Here is a 19,341-nt window from a genome sequence, read left to right as displayed (position 1 = left end):
AGTTGCTCTCGGCGGCGCCGCCACGGCTCCGAAATTGTCGGTGCCGTCGTGGAGAGTGGGGGTCACTGATACGAAGGGACGACGGTATGCGCTATGCGATTCAGGCCGAGGGCCTGGTGAAGCACTATGGCGAGACCAGGGCGCTCGACGGCGTCGACCTGGCCGTGCCACCCGGCAGGCTGCTGGGGGTGCTCGGGCCCAATGGAGCCGGCAAGACCACAGCGGTGCGCATCTTGGCGACCTTGCTCAGCCCCGACGCGGGTAGCGCCTCGGTGCTCGGGTTCGACGTCTTACGCCAGGCTCATCAGGTCCGATCACTGATCGGGCTCACCGGGCAGTACGCCGCGGTGGACGAAATGCTCACCGGGGTCGAAAACCTGGTGATGATCGGGCGCCTGCTTGGCCTGTCCAGGAGTGAGTCGCGGCAGCGGGCCAAGGCGCTGCTGGAGCGGTTCGACCTCGCCGACGCGGGCGGCCGCGCGACCAAGACCTACTCGGGCGGCATGCGCCGGCGGCTCGACCTGGCGGCGAGCCTGGTCGGCAGGCCGCAGGTGCTGTTCCTCGACGAGCCGACCACCGGTCTCGACCCGCGCAGCCGCACCGAGCTGTGGGGCGTGGTCCGGGGGCTGATGGCCGACGGGGTGACGGTCCTGCTGACCACCCAATACCTGGAGGAGGCCGACCAACTGGCCGACGACATCGTGGTGTTCGACCACGGCAGGGTGATCGCGTCGGGCACGTCCGACGAGCTCAAGGCGACCACCGGCGCCCAGGTGCTGGAGGTGCGCCCGCTCGACGCGCAGCAGCTGGAGCTGGTGGCCAAGGTGGTCACCGACGTCATCGACGAGGAGCCCGAGCTGTCGGGTGGCAAGGTCACGGCCGCGGTCTACGACCCCGCGGTGGTGCCGGCCGTCGTCCGCCGCCTCGACGACCTCGGCGTCGTGGCCTCCGAGCTGACGCTGCGCAAGTCCAGCCTTGACGAGGTGTTCCTCAGCCTGACCGGGCACCGCGCCGAGGAGCCCGCCGACCAGGAGGAGGTTCTCGTATGACCGCCGTGACGACGCTCGTCCCGCCGTCGGCGGTGAGCAGACGGGTGGGGCTCGGAGCGACCATCCAGCAGACGTTCACGCTGGCGTGGCGGAGCCTGGTGCAGATCAAGCACAATCCGTGGGAGCTGCTCGACCTCAGCATCCAGCCGATCATGTTCCTGCTGCTGTTCACCTACGTGTTCGGCGGCGCGATCTCCGGCTCGACGGGCGACTACCTGCAGTTCGCGCTGCCGGGCCTGCTGGTGCAGAACGCGCTGTTCTACACGCTGTCCACGGCGATCGGGCTCAACACCGACATCACCAAGGGCGTGTTCGACCGGTTGCGCAGCCTGCCGATCGCCCGCGTCGCGCCGCTGGCCGGGCGCATCATCGCCGACACGTTCAAGCAGGTGTGGGCGTTCGCGCTGCTGGTCGGGTTCGGCATGGTGCTCGGTTTCCGGGTGACGACCAGCGTGGTCGGCCTGGTCGGCGCGCTGGCTCTGCTCGTGGTGGTGGCGCTGGCCATGTCGTGGATGTCGGTCCTCATCGGGCTCAAGGCATCCAACCCCGAGAAGGTGCAGATGATCGCCTTCTCGGCGATGATGCCGCTGACCTTCACCAGCAGCGCGCTGGTGCCGTCCGACACCTTCCCGGGCTGGCTGAAGGCCTGGTCCGACGTCAACCCGGTGACCCATCTGGCCGACGCGATCCGCGGGTTGCTGATCGGCGGCGAGGTCGCCGATCCCGCGCTGGTGTCGCTGCTCTGGTCCGCGGGCTTCGTCCTGGTGTTCGCGCCGCTGGCCATCAGGGTCTTCCGCAAGCACGTCTGACCACACCCCGGCCGCCCGGCCGGCCGGTGACCGCGCCGCACAGGGGCAGGCTCGGTCACAGCGCCGCGAGTCGTGAGTGCGGAGCCGATCGCGCCGGCGGCCGGCCGCGGCCGGCGCCGCGCGAGGGCCGCCGCCCGGCGGGAGCACCTGTGATCACCACGCCCACGCCGCCTGGCGGGCCTCGGGCGGGCACGGCACTTCGTGCGGACGCGCAGCACCGGCGGCCGTGCCCGAGGAGTCTCGGGTAGGGCCGCCGGTCGCTGTCCGGATGCCGCCGGCCCGCGCTGCCCGGCCGGGGGCGCGCGGCGTCCAGGCGCTGTCGGGCAGATGGGCCACCTGGCGCACCGGCTTTCTCGGAGTCCGCCCCCGCCGGACCGGCGGACAGGTGACCACGCCATCGCCCCCTCGACCGCCCCGATGATCACTGCGCCACGAAGCGGCAGGTCACAGCGACTAGGCGGCATTATGGGGCGATCTTCGCCAATCACCCATTTCGACAGCCCCTGCACGTCCGGAAGATGTGGGGGGTCACACTTGTGTCCAAGCTCACCCTGTCTATCCCCTGCCAGGTGTCCGATTTCGTATCGTTATCGACCACCGAGCCTCCCGAAAAGGTCGGCGCACCGCCGATACACGCGTAGCATCATCCGGCATGGGGCTGTGTAACACGGCTGGACGTGTGAGACGCATCGCTGTCATTGTGACAGGGGTGGCGATCATGCTCGCCTTGTCGGGCTGCGGCATCCTCATCGGCAAGTCAGAGGCCAAGGAGATCGCCGAGATCAACGTGTCGAGCCCGGACCTGCGCGACGGCGAGCCGCTGCCGCGCCGCTACACCTGCAACGGCACCCAGGGCAGCCCGCCGCTGCGCTGGTCCAGCGGACCGTTGCCCACGGCGAAGTCCGTCGCGATCGTGGTCGACTCCCTCTCACCGTCCGAGTCCAACGTGCACTGGGTGCTCTACAACATCCCGGCGACCACGACGGAGCTCGGGCCCGACGCGGCGGCCGACGTCCCGGACGGCTCCAGCCAGGCCAAGGTGACCAGCGGCAAGGCCGGTTACGAGCCCCCGTGCGACCCCAAAGGCAGCTACCGGTTCTCCGTCTACACATTGAGCGACAAGGTCAAGGCCCAGGAGGGCGCCCCCCTCTCTGCGGTCTTGAAGGAGATCGCGGACCAGACCATCGCTCACGGCCGCCTCACGGCAATCCACACCGAGTGAGATCCCAAACACTACGGGTAGTAATCGTTACCAATTCTTCGCTTAGGGTGTGACAACACTCGTAGTGGTCCGACAGAATCAGATCCAATTGTTAGGTACTGGTGATCAAAGGGGGCAGATCGCGTCGATGGCCGCGCGATCTCACCGGTGCCACAGGGAGGCCATGGCTTTGAGGGTGGTGCAATGATCGCGGTCGTCATCAGCTTGGTCGCTGTCGTGCTCCTCGTGCTCGTCGTCGTGGCACTGGGCATGCGTTCTATGAACCGACGGGAGAGTTCGCTCCCGCCGGAGCGGCTGAAGCAGATGGCCGAGAAGGAGGAGATGACTCATACTCGGTCGACTGACGAGTTCGCCGCTCACGAACCACGGATGAACAACTTCAGCCCCGACTTCAGCCCCATCGACGAACCCAAGCCCAAACCGGTCCGCACCGGTCAGCGGGGCAAGCGTGGCGTCGACGAGTGGGGCAACCCGAGCTCCGACGACGAGGACGAGGAGTTCTGGGCCAACATCCGCAGCGACGCGACCGAGGGCGGCTTCGGCGCCGGGGGCACGGTCGCGGCACGCAAGGGCGCCTCGCGTCCCGTCGAGCGTGAGCAGCCGGCCTCCGAGCACCCACGTCCCGCCGAGCGTGAGCGGCCCGCGCGGCGGCAGGCCGCCGCCGCGGCGGTCGACCCGCACGCGGCGACCGTCCAGGCGCCCCTCCCCCAGCGGCCCGTCCCCGCGGCCGCCTCGGCCGGGCTGGCCGACCTGGTGGAGCCCGTGCAGCGGCCCGCCGTCGCGGCCTCCGAGCTGGCCGACCAGCGCACGGTGACGTTCTCCGCGCCCACGGCCGACGTGATGAGCATCCTGGGCGCGGGCGCCAAGTCCGTGCCCGCCCCGCACTCCGTCTCCCACGCGTCCGCCGGGTCGCCGTCCACGCCGAGCGGTTCGTTCCCCGCCACGGGGAGCGGCGCCTCCAGCGGGTCGTTCCCGGCGGCCGGGAGCAGCGGCTCGCTGTCCACACCGGCCGGCGGCATGTTCTCCCCCGCCAACACCGGCTCGTTCCCGGTCACGCCCGCGGCCCCCATCCACGGCGCGCCGACCAGTGACCCGTTCCCCGCCTACAACGGCGCGAGCGATCAGCTCAGCGCCGGCCCCGCCTGGCCGGCCCCGCCCGCCTCGACCACCTCGGGCTCCTGGCCGGCGACCGCCTCGCCCGACATCCTCGACGACCCCACCCCCGGCCCCAGCGGCTCCTGGCCCGCCTTCGAGCCCCAGCAGCCCGCCGCCGTCCCCTACCCGTCGTCCTACGAGGTGCGGTCCGGCTGGGCCGTGGCCGACGACTCCGAGGCGGTCACCGGGCCCTCCCCCGCCACCGGCACCCCGACCCGGCCCGCCAGGACGGTCTCGGCCTATGACGACGTGCTGTCGGCACCGCCGCCCGCCCAGTCCATCGCGTACGAGACGGGCGACTTCACCACCTCCCAGGCCGCCTGGCCGGAGGAATCTCCGGCCAACGCCGGCTGGCCCAACTACAACGAGATGTACGGCCCGACGACCGAGGTGGGCCACGCCGCCCGGCACGGCAACGGCCAGCGGACACCCGAGCAAGATTTCCCCGACTACTACCGCTGACCCTTGATTGCGTAAAACCCGCGCGATGACCTCTTAAGGGGCGGCCCGTCGGGCGTTAGTGTTTGGCGCATGGTCGGCGTCACACAGAGTCGCGTGCTGAGCACGCTCAGGTACGACGTGCCCGCCTCGCTGGTGGTCTTCCTGATCGCGGTGCCCCTGTCACTGGGCATCTCGATGGCGTCGGGCGCACCCCTGGCCGCCGGGCTGATCGCCGCGGTGGTGGGTGGCATCGTCGCCGGCGCGCTCGGCGGCTCAGCCGTACAGGTGAGCGGGCCCGCGGCGGGTCTGTCCCTGGTGGTGGCGGATCTCGTCCAGACGTACGGCTGGCGGGCCACCTGCATGATCACGCTGCTGGCCGGGGCCGTACAACTCGTGCTGGGCGTGTTCAGGGCCGCGAGAGCGGCGCTGGCCGTCTCCCCCGCCGTGGTCCACGGCATGCTGGCGGGCGTGGGCGTGGTCATCGCGCTCTCCCAGCTGCACGTCGTGCTGGGCGGCAGCTCGCAGCGTTCGGCGCTGGCCAACATCATGGAGCTGCCCGCGCAGCTGGCCGAGATGCACGGTCACACGGTCGCGGTGGGCCTGCTCACGATCGCGGTGCTGGCGTTGTGGACCCGGCTCCCCAAACGGGTCAAGGTGGTGCCCGCGCCGCTCGCGGCGCTGCTCGTGGCCGCTGTCACCGCCTACGTCTTCCAGTGGGACGTCACCCGCATCGACCTGTCGGGCACCCTCGGCGACTGGCAGTTCCCCGTGGTGCCGCAGGGCGACTGGGAACACGTCGTGGCGGCCGTGCTGCTGGTCGCGCTGCTCGCCGGGGTCGAGTCGCTGCTCTGCTCGGTCGCGGTCGACGGCATGCACACCGGCCCGCGCGCCGACCTCGACCAGGAGCTCACCGGGCAGGGCGTGGCCAACATGGTGAGCGGGGCGCTGGGCGGGTTGCCGCTGGCCGGCGTGATCGTGCGCAGCACCGCCAACGTGCAGGCGGGGGCACGCAGCCGGTGGTCGACGATCCTGCACGGCACCTGGGTGCTGGTGTTCGCGCTCGGCTTCGGCTGGACGATCAAACTGATCCCCGTCGAGGCGCTGGCGGCGCTGCTGGTCTTCATCGGCGTGCAGATGGTCAACCTGGGCCACGTCCGCAAGGTGCACGGTCACGGCGAGGTCCCGGTCTACGTGGCGACGATGGCGGCGGTGATCCTGCTGGGGCTGGCCGAGGGCGTGCTGGCCGGGCTGGCGCTGGCCGCGCTGCTCGCGCTCCGGCGGCTGACCTGGGTCACGGTCAAGATCCACGAGATGCCGGACGGGCGCTGGCACGCGACGATCTGCGGGTCGCTCACCTTCCTCGGCGTGCCCCGGCTCACCCACGAGCTGCGGGCCATCCCCGAGGGCGCGGCCGTCGACCTCGACCTGAACATCGACTTCATGGACAACGCCGCGTTCGAGGCCATCCACTCCTGGCGGCTCGGCCATGAGCGGCTCGGCGGCACGGTCGACATCGACGAGGTGCACGACGAGTGGTACGCGCTGGCGGCCAGCGGCGCCCGCACCTACTCCGCCAAGAGCCTGCCCAAGGCGCCCGACCGCTCATGGCTGCCCTGGGCCCACCGCAACCACCGTCCCGCGCGCCATGCGTCCCCGCCCACTCACGGCGTGTCCCCGCCCCCTCACGGCCGCCCCGCCAGCGTCGAGTGCCAGCTGACGGCCGGCGCCCGGGAGTTCCACCGGCGTACGGCTCCGCTGGTGCGCCCCATCTTCACCGAGCTGGCCCGCAAGCAGCAGCCGTCGCACCTGTTCATCACGTGCGCCGACTCGCGGGTCGTGCCCAGTCTCATCACCGCGAGCGGCCCGGGTGACCTGTTCACGGTGCGCAACATCGGCAACCTGGTGCCACGCCGGGGCGCCGAGCCGCACGACGACTCGATGGCGGCGGCGATCGAGTACGCGACCCAGGTGCTGAGCGTCCACACGATCACGGTGTGCGGCCACTCCGGCTGCGGAGCGATGGCCGGGCTGCTCAGCGGCGGCGTCAAGGCGGGCAGTCTGCCGGGGCTGCGGCGCTGGCTGCGGCACGGGCACCACAGCCTGGCCAGGTTCATCGAGAGCGCGGAGGAGCCGCTGGACGCCAGGGCGCTCGACCAGCTCTGCCGGGTCAACGTACAGCAGCAGTTGGAGAACCTCCGCACGTACCGGAAGGTCGACGAGCAGGTGCGTGACGGGCGGCTGCAGTTGGTGGGGCTCTACTTCGACATCGGCGCGGCGCGGGTGCACATGGTTCCGCCGCTGCCGCCCACGCTCGCGGTGAAGATCTGACGGCGGACGGATCCCTCCGTTCTGCGTAATCGTCCGCAGACCGGGCGGCGGGGCGCGACTAGCGTCGTCGGTGCCCGCGAGGTCGCCTTGGTCCCCACTTCGCCTCGCGTGGCGGCGGTCCACACTCCCAGGGGCCGAGAGGGGCGGAGGTGCTGGACGCCTCCGCCCCTCGTCTCGGTGTCACCCGGGAACCCGAACCGGTCCCGGACGGGTCGATGCGCACCCCAGGTACCGCCGGCCTACCGGTTGCCGCCGCGCGGCCAGGCAACTGGCAGAGATGATCCGCGCACGCCCCGAAGCGGCGCGCAGGCTCCCCCGTGCCCTGGAAGCGGCGCCTGTATGCGAAGGGCTGCTGTCTGATGTCGCTGGCCCTTGTCACCAGTGCCGGCATTGATCTGTTCGTCTCTGCTAGGTGGCTGGTCGTGGTTCTGTTGGTCTTCCAGTTCGCATGCCTCGGGGGCTGTGCGTGGCTCGTGGCGGTCGCCTCCAGAGTCATATCGGAGCCTCCGGCTCGATGACGCGAGCGCCGGACGCGCGTCCGGGACGAAGAAAGGGACGAGTCGGCCTGTAGGCCGGGTTCTGTCCTTCGTGTGAAGGGGCGACCATCCATCTAGGGCCGTCGTTGCCGGCGGCCTCAAGCGGTCTACCCGCGCGGCTCGGGCGGGCAGCCCTCAGGCGCCGCGCGCGGAACGCTCCGGAGAGCGTCCCTTCTTGACCTTGCTCCGGGTGGGGTTTACCGAGCCGCCCACGTCACCGTGGGCGCTGGTGGTCTCTTACACCACCCTTTCACCCTTACCTCCCGCGTGAGCGGAAGGCGGTCTGCTTTCTGTGGCACTGTCCCGCGGGTCACCCCGGGTCGGTGTTGCCGACCACCCTGCCCTGTGGAGCCCGGACCTTCCTCGGCGGGCCTTTACGGGCCCGACGCGGTCGCCCGGCCGACTCGTCCGCTCCGAAGGGTATCGCATCGCAAGCGATCTCCAACTCGGCGACAAGACGAAGCCGGTGGAATGGGCGGTGTCATCGCCTGAGGGGGACGGTGGCGAACGGCGGTCGCGCCGGGTGCCTCTGGCGGCATCCGGCGCGACCGGCACGGAGCGCCGCCGCCGCGTCGGTGTCAGTGCAGGTGGGAAGTGTCGTTGAAGGACTTGACCACGCTCTGCCCGTCGGAATAGTGCTCGATCAAGGACAGGCAGGCCAGGTCGAGGTGCATGCGGTAGAGCGCCTCCGGCGGCGCCTTCAGGGCGAACCGCAGCAGCATCTTGATGGGCGTCACGTGCGAGACCGCCAGGATGGTCTTGCCTTCGTACTGGTCGAGCAGCCGTTCGCCGGCCCGCTGGACCCGGCGGGCCACGACGCCGAAACTCTCGCCGTCGGGGGGCGCGGCGTCGGGGTCGGCGAACCACGCGGCGAGCTCGCCGGGCCAGCGGCGCTGGACCTCGGTGAACGTGTGGCCCTCCCAGGCGCCGAAGTCGGCCTCCCTGAGCTCTTCGTCCACCAGCACCGGCAGGCCCGTGCGGTGTGCGACCGCCTCCGCGGTCTGCACGGCTCGCCTGAGGGGAGAGCTGACGATCACATCGATCTCGTACGGCTCGCGGGACAGCCTGGCGGCGGCGGCCGAAGCCTGCGCCAGGCCGTTGGGCGTCAGCTCGGCGTCACCCAGACCGGAGAACCTGCGCTCCACCGACAGCGGCGTCTCGCCGTGCCTGAGCAGCAGCAGCGACGTCGCCACCCGCGCCGGGGGCGCCCAGCCGGCGCCCTTGGCGGTGACGGTGGCCTTGGCGCGCTGCTGGGTGGTGGCCACCGAGGCGGCCGGGGCCGAGACCTCGGAGACGCCCGCCACGTCGAGCAGGTCGGTCTGCTCCACGAGGGCGGGAGGCGTCGCGGAGTCGGTGGATCCGCCCGCCTTCCAGTGCAGGCCCTTGGCCGCCGCGTCCATGGCCTCGTTGGCCAGGCGGTCGGCGTGGGAGTTGAGGTGGCGGGGGATCCAGGTCCACTCGGTCACCCGCAGCCGCCTGGCCAGTTGGCCGGCCTCCAGCGCGAGCGGGCGCAGGCCCTCGTTCTTGATCTTCCAGCGGCCGGCCATCTGCTCGACGACCAGCTTGGAGTCCATCCGGACCGCCACGGAGGCGCCCTCGCCGCCCACGTCGAGCACGGCACGGAGCCCGGCGATCAGCCCGCGGTACTCGGCCACGTTGTTGGTCGTGACGCCGATCGCCTCGGCGGCCTCGGCCAGCACCTGGCCGCCGGTGGCGTCCTTGACGACCGCGCCGTAGCCGGCGGGGCCCGGGTTGCCGCGTGAGCCGCCGTCGGCCTCGATGACGTAGGACGTCACAGGCCGGACTCCGCGGTGCGGACAAGAATGCGGCGGCATTCTTCGCAGCGGAGCACGTCGTCGTGGGGCGCGGACTTGATGTGGTTCATCTCGGCGATGGACAGCGCCACCTTGCAGCCCTGGCACCGGCCGCCGCGCAGCATCGCGGCGCCCACGCCGTACTGGCCCTTGAGCTTCTGGTAGAGCCCCAGCAGGTCGGCGGGGATGTCGGTGGCGACGGCGGTGCGGCGGCCCTCGGCCTCGGCCGCCTCCTTGTCGATCTCGGCGAGCGCGGCGTCACGGCGGTCCGCGGCGGTGTCGCGGGCGGCGGCGACCTCGTCGCGCCGCCCGCGCAGGTCGGCGACCTTGGCGTCGGCGGCCTCGCGGCGCTCCATGATCTCCAGCACGACCTCTTCGAGGTCACCCTGGCGCTTGTTCAGGGAGACGATCTCGGACTGGAGGCCGGCGAGGTCCTTGGGCGAGGTCACGGCGCCGGAGTCGAGCCGCTTCTGGTCGCGATCGGCGCGGAGGCGGACGGCGTCGACGTCGCTCTCGGCCTTGGTCTGCTCGCGCGCCAGGTCGCCGGCCTCGGTCTCGGCCTCGATCACCTCGGTGGCGAGCTTGGCGTAGCGCTTCGACGACTCGTCGATCTCGGCGTGCTCAGGCAGGGTGCGGCGGCGGTGGGCCAGCCGGTCGATCACGGAGTCGAGCTCAGCCAGGTCGAGCAGTCGCTTCTGGATCTCAGGGGCGGCTTTCATGATCAATATCCTCTTGTCCAAGCATCGGTGACCGCGGCGGAGACGCGTGTCTCAACGGTAACGCCACTCGTGTCCAGGATGGACGCGGCGCCGGCCAGCCAGGGCCACTCGGTGGCCCAGTGGGCGGCGTCGATCAGGGCGGGCCCGCCCTCCTCGGCGAACTCGCTGGCCGGGTGGTGGCGAAGGTCGGCGGTGAGGAACACGTCGACCCCGGCGGCGCGGGCGGCGCCGAGCAGCGAGTCGCCCGCTCCTCCGCTGACGGCCACCCGGAAGACGCGGCGGGCCGGGTCGCCCGCGACGCGGATGCCCCAGGCGGTCTTCGGCAGCCCGGCCGCGGCCCGCAGGGCGAACCGCTCCAGCGTGGTCTCCTCGGGCAGTTCGCCGACGCGGCCCAGGCCGCGCCATGGGTCGTCGGGGAACGGCTGGAGCGGCACCAGGTCGCCGACCAGCCCCACGGCGCGGGCCAGCGCGTCGGACACGCCCGGGTTGGCCACGTCGGCGTTGGTGTGGGCGGTGTAGAGGGCGATGTCGTGCTTGATCAGTGTGTGGACGATCCGGCCCTTGGGGGTGTCGGCGGCGACGGTCGTGGTGCCGCGCAGGTAGAGCGGGTGATGGACGACGATCAGGTCGGCGCCCCACTCGACGGCCTCCTCCACGACGATCGAGACGGGGTCGACGGCGAACAGCACCCGCCGCACCGGCTGGGCCGGGTCACCGCAGACCAGGCCCACCGCGTCCCACGACTCGGCCCGGCCGGGCGGATAGGCCCTCTCGAGCTTCTTGATCACATCTGCCAGCGTCACAGCGACCACCTGCGCAGACTATCGGTCGGCGGCCGGAAAGGCGTGGTCGGCGCATGGAGCGGGGGCTGTTGCCCGAACATGGTTCGGCGTACTGTAAGTGAATCCTGACAGCTGGGAGGACGGCATGGCACCCAAGGTCGCGATCGTCGGAGCCGGATTCGGCGGGCTGTGCATGGCGATCCAGCTCGAACGGGCCGGGATCGACTCCTACACGGTGTTCGAGAAGGCCGGCGACCTGGGCGGCACCTGGCGCGACAACAGCTATCCGGGCGCGGGGTGCGACATCCCCTCGCACCTCTACTCGTACTCCTTCGAGAAGTACGGCAGTTGGACCCGTCGTTACCCCGAACAGCCGGAGATCCTCGGCTACTTAGCGCACTGCGCCGATAAATACGACGTCAGGCGAAAAATCCGCTTCAACAGTGCGGTGGTGAGCGCCGTCTTCGACGGTGCCGAGTGGCAGGTCACCACAGCGGCCCCGACGCCCGGCGCGGAGCCTCTCACCGAGTCGTTCGACATGGTGGTCATGAGCGTGGGCCAGCTCAACCGGCCCCACTTACCCGACATCCCCGGAATGTCAGACTTTGAGGGTACGAGCTTCCACTCCGCCCGCTGGAACCACGACCACGACCTCACGGGCAGGCGGGTGGCCGTCATCGGCAACGGCTCGTCCGCCGCGCAGTTCATCCCCCGCATCGCCCCGCAGGTCGAGCACCTGAGCGTCTTCCAGCGCACCCCGAACTGGGTCATCCCCAAGCCCGACGCGACGTTCGGCCCGCTCACCCGGCTCGCCTTCCACTACGTCCCCGGCCTCCAGCGCGCCTACCGCGAGTGGATCTACCGGTACGCCGAGGCGACCCTCTACCCGGCCCTCGCCCAGGGCTGGAGCGTGGGGCTGCTGAAGCAACGGGCGCTGCGGCACCTGCGCGACCAGGTGCCGGACCCCGCCCTGCGGGCCAAGCTGACCCCCGACTACCCGCCGGGCTGCAAGCGAGTGGTCATCGACAGCACCTTCTATCCCGCGCTGACCAGGCCGAACGTGGACGTGGTGACGGAGAAACTCGTCCGGATCACCCCTCGGGGCGTCGAGACCACCGAGTCCCTGCGCGAGGTCGACACCATCATCTACGCCACCGGCTTCAAGACCACCGAGTTCGTCGCCCCGATCAAGGTCTCCGGCCGTCAGGACCGTGACCTCGCCGAGCAGTGGAGCGGCGGCGCGGAGGCCTACCTGGGCATCTCGGTGCCGAACTTCCCCAATCTGTACCTGCTCTACGGGCCCAACACCAACCTGGGGCACAACTCGATCATCTTCATGATCGAGTGTCAGGTGAACCACATCATGGCCTGCCTGCCGTACATCTCCACGCTGGGCCCGATGGAGGTGCGGCCCGAGGCGATGGCGGCGTGGACCAGGCAGATCGACGCGGCGATGTCCCGCATGGTGTGGGGCAACGGCTGCCAGAGCTGGTACAAGACGGCCGAGGGACGGGTCACGAACAACTGGCCCGGGCCCACCCCGCTCTATCGCAGGCTGACGGCGCTGCCGCCCCGGCGGGCCTACCGGCCGGTGTGACCGCCCAACCGGGGGCCGGGACTTCGTGCGCTCCGCCATTGGAGCGGGCAGGCGCCGGGCGGTAGCGTCCAGCGCATGACGACTCCTCTGCACCGGCGCGCTGTCGTGGCCGACACCCACAACGATCTGCTGATGGCGGTCTCCGCCCGGCCGCCGGAGCAGTGGGCCTCGTTCTTCCGCGAGCGCTGGCTGCCCCAGTTGGTCGAGGGCGGGGTCAATCTTCAGGTGCTGCCGGTCTTCATCGACGACCAGTACCTCCCGGAGGGGGCCCTCAGGCAGACGCTGCGCATGATCGAGTGCGCGCACGTGCTGGCCGAGGGCAACGCCGAGCACGTGCGGATCTGCCTCGACGCGTCCGACATCGACCAGGCGCTGGAGGCGGGCCGGATCGCGCTGGTCATCGCCCTGGAGAGCATGCCGGGCCTGGACGCGAGCGTGGAGCTGATCTCGACCGTCCATCGGCTGGGCGTCCGCATCGCCTCGATCGCGCACTGGGGCCGCACCCCGCTAGCCGACGGCAGCGGCGAGGACGCCACCGGCAGCGGCCTCACCTCGCACGGCGTGGCCGCGCTACGCGAGATGGAGCGGCTCGGCGTCGTCTTCGACATCTCCCACCTGGGCGCGTCCGGCGTGGAGCACGTGCTGGAGCTGGCCACTCAACCGGTCATGGCCACCCACTCCTCGGCCCGCGCACTGCGCGACCACCACCGCAACCTCACCGACGACCAACTGCGCGGCGTGGCCGCGACGGGCGGCGTGGTGTGCGTGAACTTCTTCGCGCCGTTCCTCGCCGAGCGTGAGGAGGACAGGACCCTCGACCGGCTGCTCGACCACATCGAGCACGTCGCCGAGGTGGCCGGCGTCGACCACGTCGGCCTCGGCCCCGACTTCATCCGTGAGGTGATGGCGGACCTGACCCCGCCCTGCTGCGAGGACGTCAACACCAGGGGCGTCGACCCGAGGTCGGCCGTCCCCGGCCTGGAGGGGCCGGCGGGCCTGCCCATGGTGACCGAGGGGCTGCTCGGGCGCGGCGTCCCGGAGAAGGACGTCGAGAAGATCATCGGCGCCAACGTGCGCCGCTTCCTCGGCGAGCGGCTGGCATGATCGCCGATTTGGAGGAGCTCGTCTCCTGCGAGTCGTTCTCCAGCGATCTGGAGGCGGTGGCGCGCAGTGCCAAGGTCGTGGCCGACCTGGGAGCCCGCCACCTGGGCGTCCAGCCCGAGTTCATCGTGATCGACGGCGTGACGCACCTGCGCTGGACGTTCGGCACGCCCCGGGTGCTGCTGCTGGGCCACCACGACACCGTGTGGCCGATCGGCTCGCTGCTCACCCACCCGTGGTCGGTGCGCGACGGGGTGGCGCGCGGTCCCGGCGTGTTCGACATGAAGGCCGGGCTCGTGCAGACGTTCCACGCGCTGGCCGGGCTCGGTTCGCTCGACGGCGTCAGCGTGCTGATCACCGGCGACGAGGAGGTCGGCTCGCCCACCTCGGCCGGGCTCATCCAGGAGGCCGCGCGCGGGGCGCTCGCGGCGTTCGTGATGGAGGCCAGCGCCGACGGCGGCGCGCTCAAGACCGCGCGCAAGGGCACCTCTCTCTACACCCTCCAGGTGTACGGGAAGGCCGCGCACGCCGGGCTCGAACCCGAGAACGGCGCCAACGCGGGGGTGGAGCTGGCCCACCAGATCCTGGCCGTGGCCACCCTGGGGTCGGGCGACACCACGGTGACGCCGACGGTGCTGTCCGGCGGCACCACGCTCAACACGGTGCCCGCCGAGGCGACGGTGGGCGTGGACGTGCGGGCCGGCTCGGTGGCCGAGCAGCGGCGGGTCGACGCGGCGATGCGCGCGCTGCGGCCGGCCGTGCCGGGCACCCGGCTGGAGGTGCGCGGCGGCCCCAACCGGCCGCCGCTGGAGGAGACCATGTCGGCCGGCCTGTACGCGCTGGCCCAGGAGCTGGCGGCCGGTCTGGGGCTGGCGCCGCTGACCTCGGCCGCGGTGGGCGGCGCCTCCGACGGCAACTTCACCGCCGGGGCCGGCTGCCCGACGCTCGACGGGCTCGGCGCGGTCGGGGGCGGCGCGCACGCCGACCACGAGCACGTGATCGTGTCCGAGCTGCCCCACCGCACTGCGCTGCTGCGGGCGCTGGTCGAAGCGGTCCGTCACGGGTCCGCGGGGTAGAGGGTCGAACGTGAGGACCGCGCACGAGGCCGCCGGCGAGGCGGCCGCGAAGGCCGGGGTGACGATCCGCGAGCTGCACGAGATCGGTGAGTTCGTGCAGGTCTACCGGCTGTTCGACGACATCTGGCATCCCGATCCGGGCAATCCGCCGGTGACGGTGGAGTTGATGGTGGGGTTCGCCCACGCGGGCGGCTACGTGGCCGGGGCCTTCGAGCGGGGCACGCTCGTGGGGGCGTCGGTCGGCTTCCGGGCCGACGGCACCACCCTCCACTCGCACGTCACGGGCGCCTCGATCGGGCGGGGCATCGGCCTCGCGCTCAAGCTGCACCAGCGCGCCTGGTGCCTGGAGCGGGGGCTGACCGAGATCAGCTGGACGTTCGATCCGCTGGTGCGCAGGAACGCCCGGTTCAACCTGACCAAGCTGGGTGCCCGGCCGGTCGAGTACCTGCCGAACTTCTACGGCGTCATGGGCGACGCGATCAACGAGGGCGACGAGTCCGACCGGCTGCTCGCGCTCTGGCGGCTGACGGAGCGGCCGGAGGAGCCGCCGCGCGAGCCGTACACGGTGGGGGTGAGCGTGCAGGGCGGGCGGCCGGTGATCGGGCGGGTGGACGGCGCGGTGGTGCTGGTCGCGACGCCGCCGGACATCGAGTCGCTGCGCCGGGCCGATCCCGGCGCGGGCCGGGCGTGGCGGCTGGCGCTGCGGGAGGTGCTCGGCGGGCTGATGGTACGGGGATCACAGGTGGCCGGATTCACGGCGAATGGTGAATATGTGGTGATTAACTGAATGATTCACCATCGTCAAGGATCTCGGTAATTTGACATCCTCCCCCGTCTGAAGGCGGGGGATTCCAACGGCAACTACCCCACGAGGAGGAGGTCGCGTTGAGGTTCGCGGTTCACCGGCCCGCCCCATGGCGAGCCTCCCCGCGCAGCGACCGCATGCCCCGCGGCCGTGTCGCGTACGTTCCTCGCCGCGTTCACATCGGCGTGCGCCTGATGTCCGCAGGCGACGCAGCGGAATCGAGATTGGCTCTCTCTCGACTCGGCCGCGCGGTGCCCGCAGGCGTTGCAGGTCTGCGACGTGAAGCGCGGGCTGATCTTCTGGACGCGGCCAGGAGCCTTGTGTTCCAGGCGTTCCACCAGAAGGCCCCACCCGGCGGCGAGGATGCCCCGGTTGAGGCCCGCCTTCTGGCGAACCCTACGTCCTGGCGCTTCGACGGTGCCGCGCGCCGAACGGGTCATGCCGCCGATCTTCAGGTCCTCGACGGCGATCACGTCGAAACGCCGGGCCAGGCCGGTGCTGGTCTTCTCGATCCAGTCCTTGCGCCGGTCGACCTCGCGCACCTTCAGCTTCGCGATGGCCGCCCTGACCTTCCCCCGCCGGTTCGACCCCCGCTCAGCCCTTGCCAGCTTGCGCAAAAGCCGCAGCATGCGCGCCCTCTCGGCATCGCGCAGGCCGGGCACGTTCAGCATCTCGCCCGTGGACAAGGCGGCCGACACAGCGATACCCCGGTCCACGCCGACCACCTCACCCGTGCCGGGTGCCGGCACCGGTCCGGGGATCACAGCGAAGGCGACATGCCAGCGGCCTGCCCGGTCGCGGGTCACCCGGTAGGACTTCACGCCTTCGGGGACAGTGCGAGACCAGCGAAAACGCACCCACCCCACCTTCGGGATCCGCACCCCGCCCACCTTGCGAGAAAACCGGCGGACGTCATCGGCCTTCACGGCGACGATTCGAAACCCTTCGCCCCGCCCCCGCCTGCGCCACACCGGACGCTTGTGGGTCTTGCCGAAGAAGTTCGCCATCGCCTGAGCGAAGTCCTTGAGCGCCTGCTGCTGAACGATGATCGACCCTGCTCGCAGCCACTCATTCGCCGCCCGCGCCTGCGTCAGCTGGCGGCACTGCTCGGCGAACCCCGGCGCGGACTTACGGCCCGGCTTCCAGTGGGCGTGCTGTTCCACGGCCAGGTTCCACACGAACCGCGCGTGCCCGCAATGCTCCAGCAACGCCGCCTCCTGGGCAGGCGAGGGCTGAAGCCGGAAGCGGGACACGCCGACCAATCTACCGATCACCACCGACACAAACGGGAGACACAAGTGCGCGACCGTTCCGCGTTTCCTCCCGGCCCTGAAGGACGGGGCATCCACGCTGTAGGTGCTTGGTGACGCGTACGGCGAGCCGAACAAGGAGATCCGCATGACGGACTTCACTCCCACCGTTCCCGCACGAGTCCTGCCTGCCGTCGCCGTCCGCGACCTGCCCGAGCCTCCCCGGTCCCGCTGGCGCGTCATCGGCCCCGGCCTGGTCGGCGCCGGCGTCGGACTGGCGTCGGGTGAGTTCATCCTCTGGCCGTACATCGCCTCCCAGGTGGGGCTGGTCTTCATCTGGGGCGCGGCGATCGGGATCATCACCCAGTGGTTTCTCAACATGGAGATCGAGCGCTACACGCTGGCCACGGGCGAGACCGCGCTGACCGGTTTCAGCCGGTTATGGAGGCACTGGGGGCTCGTCTTCGTGCTGATGGCGCTGGCCTCCAACCTGTGGCCGGGGTGGGTGACGACGTCGGCCACCATGGTCACCTACCTCACCGGCAGCGGCGAGGGCAGCGTGCGGTGGATCGCGATCGGCATGCTGATGGTCATCGCCCTCGGGCTGACCATGGCGCCCGTCATCTACACCGCGCTGGAGCGGGTGATCTTCGTGAAGATCGGCCTGGTGCTCACGCTCGTGGTGATCGCGATCGTGTTCGCCATCACCGCCGAGAGCTGGGTCGAGCTGGGCAGGGGGCTCACCGTCGGCGCCGAGTTACCGGTGCCGGCGCTGGAGTTCGCGCTGCTCATGGGCGCGATCGCGTACGCCGGCGCAGGCGGCGGGCAGAACCTGTGCCAGAGCAACTGGATCCGCGACAAGGGCTTCGGCATGGGCCTGTACATCCCGCGCCTGGTCAGCCCGGTCACCGGGCACGAGGAGGCGGCGCCCTCGACCGGCTTCCAGTTCGCGCCGACCCCCGAGAACCTGGCCCGCTGGCGGCAGTGGTGGCGCTTCGCCAACGTCGAGCAGGCGGTGACGTTCGCGCTGGTGTCGTTCGTGACGATCGCGCTGATGTCGATGCTCGCCTACTCCACGGTGTTCGGTAAGCCGGGCCTGGCCAACGGCATCGGCTTCCTCCAGGTCGAGGGCGAGACGCTGCGGACGGTGGTCGGGCCCTGGTTCGGCGTGCTGTTCTGGGTGATCGGGGCGCTGGCGCTGTTCGCCTCGGCCATGGGCATCGTCGACTACAGCTCCCGGCTGGCCGCCGACACGATCAAGACGATCTACCTGCGCGACCGGGCCGTCTCGGAGAACCGGATCTACTTCGTCGTGGTGTGGGTCATGACGCTGACCGGCGTCACGATCCTGCTGCTCGGCTTCGACCAGCCGCTCCTGCTGCTCGTGCTCTCGGCGAGCTTCGCGGCGGTGATGATGTTCGTCTACTCGATCCTGCTGATCGTGCTCAACCGGCGGGCGTTACCCGACGCCATCAGGGTGCGGACCTTCCGGCTCGGCGCGCTGGTCTGGTCGGTCGCCTTCTTCGGCTCGCTGACCGTGCTGACCGTGATCCAGCAGGCGGAGCGGCTGTTCGGCGGCTAGTGAGCGCGGCCCAGGCAGATCGCGGAACCTTTTCTTCCGCGATACCGGGCAGACTGAACGGCATGCTGGACACCTCCGCCCGTCTCCTTAAGCTGCTCTCCCTGCTCCAGGCGCACCGTGACTGGTCAGGCCCGGAGCTGTCCGAGCGGCTCGGGGTCTCGACTAGGACGATCCGCAACGACGTCGAACGGCTGCGCAGCCTGGGCTACCCCGTGCACGCCACGCCCGGCGTCGCGGGCGGCTACCGGCTGGGCGCCGGGGCGGCCCTGCCACCGCTGCTGCTCGACGACGAGGAGGCCGTGGCGGTCGCGGTCGGCCTGGGCCGGGCCACGGGCGGCGGCGTCGAGGGCATCGAGGAGAGCTCGGTGCGCGCCCTGGCCAAGCTGGAGCAGGTGCTGCCGTCGCGGCTGCGGAGCCGGATCAACGCGCTCAACACCTACACCGTGCAGATCCCCGGCAAGGCGCCGTCCGTGTCGCCCGGGGTGCTCACGGCGATCGCCGTCTCGGCCCGCGACCACGAGCGGCTGCGTTTCGACTACACGGGGCACGACGGCTCCACCGGGGCGCGCGACGTGGAGCCGCACCGGCTGGTGCACCGGCGGGGCCGCTGGTATCTGGTCGGCTACGACGTCGAGCGAAAGGACTGGCGGACGTTCCGGGTCGACCGGATCAGGCCGCGCACGCCGTCGGGGCCGCGTTTCGCGCCGCGCGAGCTGCCCGGCGACGGCGACGTGGCCGCGTACGTGGAGAAGGGCGTCAACACGGCGATGTGGCGCTACCGCGCGACGGTGTTGCTGCACGCGCCGATCGAGCGGATGAGCCACCTGCCGCAGGGGCTGGAGCTGGAGCCGGTGGACGACTCCACCTGCCTCATCAGGGGCGGCGGCGACGACCCCGACGAGATGGCGGCCTGGATGGGGCTTCTCGGCGTCGACTTCGAGGTGCTCGACTCGCCCGAGCTGGCCGAGGCCGTGCTGAGACTGTCGGAACGCTTCCGAAGGGCGGCCGGCGGCTCCCACCGGCCCACGTGACCGGCCTGGACGCGGAACGGCAGGCGGCCGGCGCCGCGCCGCCG

Annotated in this window: 15 protein-coding genes and 1 other RNA gene; 11 read left to right on the top strand and 5 right to left on the bottom strand. The window is 71.0% G+C overall.

Annotated features, from left to right (window positions below; genetic code table 11):
• Positions 1–86 precede the first annotated feature (86 nt).
• The 5 genes from AC5L3X_RS14405 (at position 87) to AC5L3X_RS14385 (ending at position 7,004) form a co-directional block, all read left to right on the top strand.
• Positions 87–1,049 carry an ATP-binding cassette domain-containing protein gene (locus tag AC5L3X_RS14405; protein WP_494857408.1) on the top strand — a complete coding sequence of 321 codons (963 nt, stop codon included), beginning with the start codon at positions 87–89 and terminating at the stop codon, positions 1,047–1,049.
• A complete protein-coding gene (locus AC5L3X_RS14400; RefSeq protein WP_494857407.1) occupies positions 1,046–1,858 on the top strand; it encodes an ABC transporter permease in 813 nt (270 codons plus the stop codon). The genes AC5L3X_RS14405 and AC5L3X_RS14400 overlap by 4 nt, the downstream gene beginning before the upstream one ends.
• A 718-nt stretch (positions 1,859–2,576) precedes the next feature.
• On the top strand, positions 2,577–3,080 hold the full coding sequence (locus AC5L3X_RS14395) for a YbhB/YbcL family Raf kinase inhibitor-like protein (RefSeq protein ID WP_225263287.1): 504 nt from the start codon (positions 2,577–2,579) through the stop codon (positions 3,078–3,080).
• 183 nt (positions 3,081–3,263) lie between these two features.
• A complete protein-coding gene (locus AC5L3X_RS14390; protein WP_494857406.1) occupies positions 3,264–4,697 on the top strand; it encodes a hypothetical protein in 1,434 nt (477 codons plus the stop codon).
• Positions 4,698–4,766: 69 nt separating this feature from the next.
• A complete protein-coding gene (locus AC5L3X_RS14385; RefSeq protein ID WP_494857405.1) occupies positions 4,767–7,004 on the top strand; it encodes a SulP family inorganic anion transporter in 2,238 nt (745 codons plus the stop codon).
• A 552-nt stretch (positions 7,005–7,556) separates the two neighbouring features.
• On the opposite strand, the gene rnpB is transcribed toward AC5L3X_RS14385, so the two are convergent.
• The 4 genes from rnpB to AC5L3X_RS14365 all read right to left on the bottom strand — a co-directional run bounded on the left by rnpB (position 7,557) and on the right by AC5L3X_RS14365 (position 10,876).
• An RNA gene (gene rnpB / locus AC5L3X_RS14380) (RNase P RNA component class A) lies at positions 7,557–7,947 on the bottom strand.
• 171 nt (positions 7,948–8,118) lie between these two features.
• Positions 8,119–9,336: a bifunctional RNase H/acid phosphatase gene (locus AC5L3X_RS14375; RefSeq protein WP_494857404.1), complete on the bottom strand. Its 1,218-nt coding sequence runs from the start codon at positions 9,334–9,336 to the stop codon at positions 8,119–8,121.
• Positions 9,333–10,073, bottom strand: a complete 741-nt coding sequence (locus AC5L3X_RS14370) for a zinc ribbon domain-containing protein (protein ID WP_494857403.1) — start codon at positions 10,071–10,073, stop codon at positions 9,333–9,335. The genes AC5L3X_RS14375 and AC5L3X_RS14370 overlap by 4 nt, the downstream gene beginning before the upstream one ends.
• 2 nt (positions 10,074–10,075) lie before the next feature.
• Complete coding sequence (locus AC5L3X_RS14365; RefSeq protein ID WP_494857402.1) at positions 10,076–10,876, bottom strand: Nif3-like dinuclear metal center hexameric protein; 801 nt, start codon at positions 10,874–10,876, stop codon at positions 10,076–10,078.
• A 124-nt stretch (positions 10,877–11,000) separates the two neighbouring features.
• Here AC5L3X_RS14365 and AC5L3X_RS14360 point away from each other — a divergent pair, with 124 nt between their 5' ends.
• The 4 genes from AC5L3X_RS14360 (at position 11,001) to AC5L3X_RS14345 (ending at position 15,416) form a co-directional block, all read left to right on the top strand.
• Positions 11,001–12,452: a flavin-containing monooxygenase gene (locus tag AC5L3X_RS14360; RefSeq protein WP_494857401.1), complete on the top strand. Its 1,452-nt coding sequence runs from the start codon at positions 11,001–11,003 to the stop codon at positions 12,450–12,452.
• 75 nt (positions 12,453–12,527) lie between these two features.
• Positions 12,528–13,556, top strand: a complete 1,029-nt coding sequence (locus AC5L3X_RS14355; protein ID WP_494857400.1) for a dipeptidase — start codon at positions 12,528–12,530, stop codon at positions 13,554–13,556.
• On the top strand, positions 13,553–14,629 hold the full coding sequence (locus AC5L3X_RS14350; protein ID WP_494857399.1) for a M20 family metallopeptidase: 1,077 nt from the start codon (positions 13,553–13,555) through the stop codon (positions 14,627–14,629). Before AC5L3X_RS14355 ends, AC5L3X_RS14350 begins: the two co-directional genes overlap by 4 nt.
• 10 nt (positions 14,630–14,639) lie before the next feature.
• A complete protein-coding gene (locus AC5L3X_RS14345) occupies positions 14,640–15,416 on the top strand; it encodes a GNAT family N-acetyltransferase (protein ID WP_494857398.1) in 777 nt (258 codons plus the stop codon).
• 74 nt (positions 15,417–15,490) lie between these two features.
• Here AC5L3X_RS14345 and AC5L3X_RS14340 read toward each other — a convergent pair whose 3' ends face one another.
• Positions 15,491–16,687: an RNA-guided endonuclease InsQ/TnpB family protein gene (locus AC5L3X_RS14340; RefSeq protein ID WP_494857397.1), complete on the bottom strand. Its 1,197-nt coding sequence runs from the start codon at positions 16,685–16,687 to the stop codon at positions 15,491–15,493.
• A 145-nt stretch (positions 16,688–16,832) separates the two neighbouring features.
• Here AC5L3X_RS14340 and AC5L3X_RS14335 point away from each other — a divergent pair, with 145 nt between their 5' ends.
• The gene (locus AC5L3X_RS14335; RefSeq protein WP_494857396.1) at positions 16,833–18,266 is read left to right on the top strand and encodes an Nramp family divalent metal transporter; all 1,434 of its coding nucleotides are present in this window, start codon (positions 16,833–16,835) and stop codon (positions 18,264–18,266) included.
• A gap of 62 nt (positions 18,267–18,328) precedes the next feature.
• Positions 18,329–19,297: a helix-turn-helix transcriptional regulator gene (locus AC5L3X_RS14330; RefSeq protein WP_494857395.1), complete on the top strand. Its 969-nt coding sequence runs from the start codon at positions 18,329–18,331 to the stop codon at positions 19,295–19,297.
• Positions 19,298–19,341 lie beyond the last annotated feature (44 nt).

The sequence above is a fragment of the Nonomuraea sp. CX421 genome (assembly GCF_059358955.1).
This window is presented reverse-complemented; position numbering and strand designations above follow the sequence as displayed.

What these genes read in the sequence shown, in the direction of transcription:
- AC5L3X_RS14385 (WP_494857405.1), top strand. Translation starts at nt 4,767, where the DNA reads ATGGTCGGCGTCACACAGAGTCGCGTGCTGAGCACGCTCAGGTACGAC.
- AC5L3X_RS14395 (WP_225263287.1), top strand. Translation starts at nt 2,577, where the DNA reads ATGCTCGCCTTGTCGGGCTGCGGCATCCTCATCGGCAAGTCAGAGGCC.
- AC5L3X_RS14355 (WP_494857400.1), top strand. Translation starts at nt 12,528, where the DNA reads ATGACGACTCCTCTGCACCGGCGCGCTGTCGTGGCCGACACCCACAAC.
- AC5L3X_RS14330 (WP_494857395.1), top strand. Translation starts at nt 18,329, where the DNA reads ATGCTGGACACCTCCGCCCGTCTCCTTAAGCTGCTCTCCCTGCTCCAG.
- AC5L3X_RS14390 (WP_494857406.1), top strand. Translation starts at nt 3,264, where the DNA reads ATGATCGCGGTCGTCATCAGCTTGGTCGCTGTCGTGCTCCTCGTGCTC.
- AC5L3X_RS14335 (WP_494857396.1), top strand. Translation starts at nt 16,833, where the DNA reads ATGACGGACTTCACTCCCACCGTTCCCGCACGAGTCCTGCCTGCCGTC.
- AC5L3X_RS14400 (WP_494857407.1), top strand. Translation starts at nt 1,046, where the DNA reads ATGACCGCCGTGACGACGCTCGTCCCGCCGTCGGCGGTGAGCAGACGG.
- AC5L3X_RS14405 (WP_494857408.1), top strand. Translation starts at nt 87, where the DNA reads ATGCGCTATGCGATTCAGGCCGAGGGCCTGGTGAAGCACTATGGCGAG.
- AC5L3X_RS14360 (WP_494857401.1), top strand. Translation starts at nt 11,001, where the DNA reads ATGGCACCCAAGGTCGCGATCGTCGGAGCCGGATTCGGCGGGCTGTGC.
- AC5L3X_RS14370 (WP_494857403.1), bottom strand. Translation starts at nt 10,073, where the DNA reads ATGAAAGCCGCCCCTGAGATCCAGAAGCGACTGCTCGACCTGGCTGAG.
- AC5L3X_RS14350 (WP_494857399.1), top strand. Translation starts at nt 13,553, where the DNA reads ATGATCGCCGATTTGGAGGAGCTCGTCTCCTGCGAGTCGTTCTCCAGC.